The following is a 6392-nucleotide window of genomic DNA, read 5'->3' on the forward strand; positions in this document are numbered from 1 at the left end:
CGGGAACAGATAACGAAGAAGAGAGCTCGGGCTGTGATACCGAGAAAGCGCAACTCGTTAAAGGGTAACGCAGATATGGATTGGGGTTTATATAGATATCGGCATTTGGTGGAAAATGCTTTTACCCGGCTAAAGCAGTATCGGGCAATAGAGCGACACGATACGACAAACTGAAGCGAAATTTTGAGAGTATGGTAGCCATAGCGTGTGGATACCTGTGGCTACCTATGTGAAATGTCAACAGATCCTATGGTAAAGCTTCTTCTTGCTGCTTTTTCTCCGGTTTTACAAGATCTTCGCGTTTGGCCCCTAGTAACATGAGAATTGGGCTAGCAACGAGTATAGAAGAGTAAATACCGAACAAAATGCCAATGGTTAGCGCTAATGCAAAATAATATAAGGTTTCACCACCAAAAAGAAGCATTGACACAACGACTGCTTGCGTACTACCGTGAGTGATAATAGTACGCGACATAGTACGCGTAATCGCATTATTAATGACTTGTGTTACAGGCGCCTTACGCATCTTACGAAAATTTTCGCGAATGCGATCAAATACCACAACGGATTCATTTACTGAATAACCAAGAATTGCCAGAATTGCGGCAAGAACTGTAAGAGAGAACTCCCATTGAAAGTAAGCAAAAAAACCTAGAATGATAACTACATCATGTAAATTTGCGATAATACCAGCAACACCAAATTTCCATTCAAAGCGTATTGCCAGGTAAACCACGATGCCAAGTGATACAAACAATAGAGCTAATGCACCATTTTCTAGCAATTCATCACCGACTTGAGGACCGACAAATTCCACTCGACGTATCTCTACAGATTCATCAAATTCTTTAAGAGAAGCAATTACAGTTTCTGATAATTTGGCACTAGATAATTGATGCCTGGCAGGCAATCTAATCAATACATCACGAGAAGTGCCAAAATTTTGTACTGAAGCATCAGGTATCCCAAGCGTAACAAAGACTGATCTAATTTTATCGAGATTAGCGGGTTGCGCATAACTCACTTCAAGCACCGTGCCGCCCGTAAAATCAACCCCTAAATTCAATCCTTTTGTGATAATAAAAAAAACTGAGACAATAAAAGTTAATAATGAAATGGTAGTGGTATATTTCCCCCAGCTCATAAAGGGGATATCGCGTTCAAATTTAAAAAATTCCATAGTTTAAGAATCCTGATTAGCTATTTCAGATCAGTTGTCGTGTTTTCTGATACGGGTAGAACCGGATACACGACGACTATTTGCCATTAACGCTTAATTGTTTTAGGTTTCCAGACGGTACCAATTGAAATTTTTTCCAATTTACGATGCCCACCATATACCAAGTTAACCATCGCCCGAGAAACAGTTACTGCTGTAAACACCGAGGTTAGAATACCCAAACACAGCACTACAGCAAATCCTTTAACTGGACCTGAACCAAAAGCAAATAATGCAATTCCTGCTATCAGTGTTGTGATATTAGAATCTACAATGGTCCCAAACGCTCGTTCGTAGCCAGCATTGATAGCTAGTTGTGGCGTTAGACCATTGCGAAGCTCATCGCGAATACGTTCATTAATAAGAACATTTGCATCAATCGCCATGCCAACTGTAAGTGCAATTGCAGCCATGCCGGGAAGAGTTAATGTTGCTTGCAAAATGGAAAGAAGGCTGATCAATAATAAAAGATTTGCCCCGAGCGCAAGAACAGAAATCACGCCAATTGCTCGATAGTAAAGCATGATAAAAATGGCCACTGCCAGGAAGCCAAATAACGTCGAGTTGACCCCTCTGGTGATATTGTCAGCACCCAGGCTGGGCCCAACAGTACGTTCTTCAATGATTTCCATTGGTGCGGCTAATGCACCGGCGCGTAACAATAGTGCAACGTCACGAGCTTCTACGCTGCTCATTCGACCGCTTATCTGTACGCGTCCACCACCGATTTCCTCGCGGATAACGGGTGCAGTGACAACCTCTGCATGATTTTTCTCAACAAGTAAAATTGCCATACGCTTGCCGACATTATTTCGTGTCAGCTGCTTGAAAATGCGTGCACCATTGTTGTCAAGGGTGACGTGAACAGCCGGTTGATTGTCGTTATCAAACCCGGGCTGTGCATCCGTAATACGATCACCAGTCAGTAGTACTTGTTTTTTTACCAGTAGCGCACCACCGCCACGTTCTGTAAGGAGCTCGGCGCCAAACGGAACTTGCCCTCTTAATGCTGCTTCGATGTCACTTTCGTCATCTACCATTCTGATTTCCAGGGTGGCTGTTCTTCCTAGAATATCCTTTGCTTTAGCAGTATCTTGAACACCCGGCAATTGCACGATAACGCGATCGGCCCCTGCTTGCTGAATTACAGGCTCTGCCACACCAAGCTCATTGACGCGATTACGTAGCGTAGTAATATTTTGTTGTATGGTTGAGCTTTGCATGCGAGTATGCGCTTCCGGCTTGATCGATACTAACAGGCGAAAGTCTCTTTCTGTATTCGTTGTACGCAAATCCAAGTCAGAGTATATTTTTCTGAGTTCGGTTTCTGCTTTTGAGCGTGATTGCTCATCTCTGAATTTGACGATGAGTTGTGAGTTTTCGCGATCGAGACCCGCAGATGGGATTCTTAGTTCGCGCAAACTGCTGCGAATATCAGTGCTATAGCGATCCAGTGATTTGGATAATGCGCCATCCATATCAACCTGAAGCATGAAATGGACGCCACCGCGTAAATCAAGCCCTAGATACATCGGTAATGCACCGATATTATTCAGCCACTCAGGAGAATTCGGGATAAGGTTAAGGGCAACGATATAATCCGTACCGAGTTCTGATTGCAGGATATCTCTTGCCTTTATTTGGATATCCGTATCTGCAAAGCGAATTTTGATGCTATTTCCTTCAATGAGGGTTCCCTCAGGAGCTAGGACGTGCTTACTAAGTGCGCTTTCTACTTTTTGTAATAATGGTAACCCAGCCTCTGCTGAAGTTCGCAATGGCGAAATTTGTATTGCGGGTGATTCACCATAAAAATTGGGTAAGGTGTAAAACAACCCAACGAGAAGCAAAATCGCAATGATCAAATTTTTCCACAAAGGATAGCGGTTCATGGTGTCAAATAAAATAAAATTAGGGGAACAGAGGTAGCTAAGTTAGTAAAATTCGTAATTTTTATTAAATTCTTCAGCTTTTTTCGCTACTCTCTTTTGATGTTTCGCCAGCAGGCGTTACGTTGCTATCCTCATCGCTACTTCCCTGGGTTTCACTCATTTTTTGAGGCTTGTTGTTTTTAAGTGCTTTACTGCTTTTGCCTGTATCAATACTTTTTAGTGTGCCCTTAGGCAGTAAAGTTTGCACGCTGGCTTTCAGTACGGTTATTTCAATATTTGGCGCTATCTCCATAGAAATATAGCTTTCTCCGACGCTGGTGACACGACCTAATTCGCCTCCACTAATGATAACTTCATCACCTTTTTGTAATCCTTCTCTCATTTGCTTTTGCTCTTTGGCACGCTTGGATTGTGGGCGGATCAATAAAAAATAAAAAATGACAAGAATCCCGATTAAAGGCAGAAGACTCATTAAGGTTGGCTCAGGTTGAGTGCTGTTAGTTGCTTGAGCAAAGGCTTCACTAATCAACATGATATTTTCTCCCGAAGAAAAAGATTAAAAATGTATTTTAACACGCTGCAGTACTATGCTTGAAATTCTCGTGCATAGCGTTCAAATTGATCAGACTCAATTGCTGTACGAATCTCTGCCATGAGCTGCTGATAATAGTATAGGTTATGCAGTGTATTTAGGCGTGCACCGAGAATCTCGTTTGTTCGTTGCAAATGATGCAAGTATGCACGAGAGAAATGGCGGCAGGTGTAGCAGAGGCATTGCTCATCCGGTGGTGAAGTATCCAAACGGTACCGGCTATTTCTTAGCTTGATAATGCCATTTCGTGTATAGAGCCAACCGTTGCGTGCGTTGCGTGTAGGTAAGACACAATCAAACATATCAATGCCTTGTGCGACTGCGCGAACAATATCTGCTGGCGTCCCCACCCCCATTAAGTAGCGAGGCTTATCAAGTGGCAACTGGGGTGCGACATGTTTGAGTATACGCTGCATATCCTGCTTGGGCTCACCTACGGACAGGCCGCCGATAGCGTAGCCATCGAAACCTATGCGCTGTAAGCCAGTGAAAGATTGATCGCGTAAATTCTCATACATGCCTCCCTGCACGATACCGAAGAGGGCATTAGGGTTCCCATCATGCGCATGCTTCGATCGCTCTGCCCACCGGAGACTGAGCTCCATGGAAGCTTTAGCCGTTAAAATATCAACTGGATAGGGCGTGCATTCATCAAAGATCATGACAATATCAGAATTGAGTACGCGCTGAATACGCATGGATTCTTCAGGTGTAAGCAAACACAAATCGCCATTTATTGGTGAACGGAATGCTACACCTTGCTCAGTGATTTTACGCAGTTTACCAAGGCTGAAAACCTGAAATCCGCCTGAATCAGTTAATATTGGACCATTCCATCCCATGAACCGATGTAGACCTCCATGTGTTTCAATCACGTCCAAGCCTGGCCGCAACCATAAATGGAAAGTATTGCCTAAAATTATATTTGCATTAATTTCTAGTAATTCTGCAGGAGAGACCGTTTTAACCGCTCCATATGTGCCTACGGGCATGAAAGCCGGCGTTTCTACCTTACCGTGGGTAAGTGTCAGTGTTCCTCGCCGGGCGCCGCTGTCAACATGATGCAACTCGAATTTCATATTTTTCTTTCAATAAGCATGGCGTCACCATAACTAAAGAAATAGTAACGTTGAGTAATGGCATGCTGATAGCTGTGACGAATATTTTCCATGCCAGCAAAAGCAGATACCATCATAAGTAGAGTGGATCGTGGTAAGTGAAAGTTTGTAAGTAAACGATCAACGATGCGGAAATTAAAACCCGGTGTGATAAAGAGGTTAGTTTCGCCATACCCTGGCTTTAATCCACCGTCATTGGTTCTAGCACAAGCTTCCAAAGCACGAAGAGATGTGCTGCCCACTGCTAGCACATGATTGCCGAAACGCTTTGCATGTTGAATTGCAGCGATTGTTTCTGCGGGGATCTGATAAATTTCTGTATGCATTTGATGATCCAGAATATTTTCAGCTCGAACAGGCTGGAATGTGCCGGCTCCAACATGTAACGTTACATAAGTGATGATTACTCCCATTTCACGCAGAGTTATTAGCATTGCTTCATCAAAATGCAAACCCGCCGTAGGGGCTGCAACAGCGCCCGCTTCTTTTGCAAAAACTGTCTGATAACGATCTTCGTCCAGTTGTGTCGCATGCCGTTCAATATACGGTGGCAACGGCAAGCTGCCGTATTGCTCTAGTAGCTGAGTTACCTGGAGCTCATGTGCGAAACGCAGTATATAGAAATTTTGTTCCTGTCCTTGAACAATTGCACTAATTTTGTTCTCCAGCAATAATTTTGAACCTGTCTTGGGTGCATGACTGGCTCGTATCATAGCCAAGACATGATGGGGGTCAAGCAACCGTTCTACCATCACTTCGATCTTGCCTCCCGTCTGCTTGATACCCTTTAATCGTGCTTTGATCACGCGAGTATCGTTAAAAACGATAACATCTCCTGCACGCAGATACTTCGGTAGGTCAATGAATAAAGCATCTTGAAATCTGTCACATGGACTGTCTAAATAAAGCATGCGACTATCTGTTCGCTGCTTGGGCGGAAACTGTGCAATCAAATCACTGGGTAGAAAAAAATCAAAATCTTGAGCTTTCATCACTATTATTATACTGGTGCGCGCAAGCTATTCTTGCATTTCACTTGGAAATTCCGTGTTTAAGGAACAGAAAAATGGTCTTATAATGGAAATAAGTGGAGCTATAAGGAACTGTATTGCATACACCGGTAGTTTCGTTGAGCGGTACTCGTATTCAGTTTATCTACTTGATATGTCACATCACGATGTCTTATTTTTTCTTGCTCTGAGGCTACCTGCAATTTTTTCACAAGCGCTATGTTGCTGTGCCTGCCATTTTCAGTAATAATTGTGTCTTGCCCGAAATTAGAAGCAGAATAAGGGAATGCCGGGATGGCGGAATTGGTAGACGCACGGGACTCAAAATCCCGCGAAGGTGACTTCATGGGGGTTCGATTCCCCCTCCCGGCACCAAATAAGCATTCCAGATAGTATCTAATCGTATCAAATCCCTTGAATTTACTAGCTTTCATCGGGATTGATCGTCTTCTATAGTATCACAACGTATCTAGACATACCGTCAAAATTACGGTATTTTTGGCGGTATATTTACATACCGACACACAAGATACCGTCAGGTGCTTACTGATACCGCAATAC

General features: G+C 43.3%; 5 protein-coding genes, 1 tRNA gene and 1 pseudogene. 2 read left to right on the top strand and 5 right to left on the bottom strand.

Annotation, left to right across the window (positions count from 1 at the left end):
* Nucleotides 1-233, top strand: a pseudogene (locus tag J5I83_RS07430) (transposase); the annotation flags it as partial.
* A 14-nt stretch (nt 234-247) separates the two neighbouring features.
* On the opposite strand, the gene secF reads toward J5I83_RS07430, so the two are convergent.
* The 5 genes from secF to queA all read right to left on the bottom strand — a co-directional run bounded on the left by secF (nt 248) and on the right by queA (nt 5813).
* Nucleotides 248-1180, bottom strand: coding sequence for a protein translocase subunit SecF (gene secF / locus J5I83_RS07435; protein ID WP_304054584.1), 933 nt, complete (start codon nt 1178-1180; stop codon nt 248-250).
* A gap of 86 nt (nt 1181-1266) precedes the next feature.
* Complete coding sequence (gene secD, locus J5I83_RS07440; RefSeq protein ID WP_304054586.1) at nt 1267-3111, bottom strand: protein translocase subunit SecD; 1845 nt, start codon at nt 3109-3111, stop codon at nt 1267-1269.
* Between the two features lie 73 nt (nt 3112-3184).
* Complete coding sequence (gene yajC, locus J5I83_RS07445) at nt 3185-3643, bottom strand: preprotein translocase subunit YajC (protein ID WP_304054587.1); 459 nt, start codon at nt 3641-3643, stop codon at nt 3185-3187.
* A 53-nt stretch (nt 3644-3696) separates the two neighbouring features.
* Entirely contained in the window at nt 3697-4782 is a 1086-nt protein-coding gene (tgt, locus tag J5I83_RS07450) for a tRNA guanosine(34) transglycosylase Tgt (RefSeq protein WP_304054588.1), read from the bottom strand.
* A complete protein-coding gene (gene queA / locus J5I83_RS07455) occupies nt 4779-5813 on the bottom strand; it encodes a tRNA preQ1(34) S-adenosylmethionine ribosyltransferase-isomerase QueA (RefSeq protein ID WP_304054590.1) in 1035 nt (344 codons plus the stop codon). The genes tgt and queA overlap by 4 nt, the downstream gene beginning before the upstream one ends.
* Before the next feature lie 306 nt (nt 5814-6119).
* On the opposite strand from queA, the gene J5I83_RS07460 reads away from it, so the two are divergent.
* Nucleotides 6120-6206, top strand: a tRNA-Leu gene (locus J5I83_RS07460).
* The last annotated feature ends 186 nt before the right edge of the window (nt 6207-6392 follow it).

Source organism: Nitrosomonas communis (assembly GCF_024102715.1).
GTDB lineage: Bacteria > Pseudomonadota > Gammaproteobacteria > Burkholderiales > Nitrosomonadaceae > Nitrosomonas > Nitrosomonas communis_B.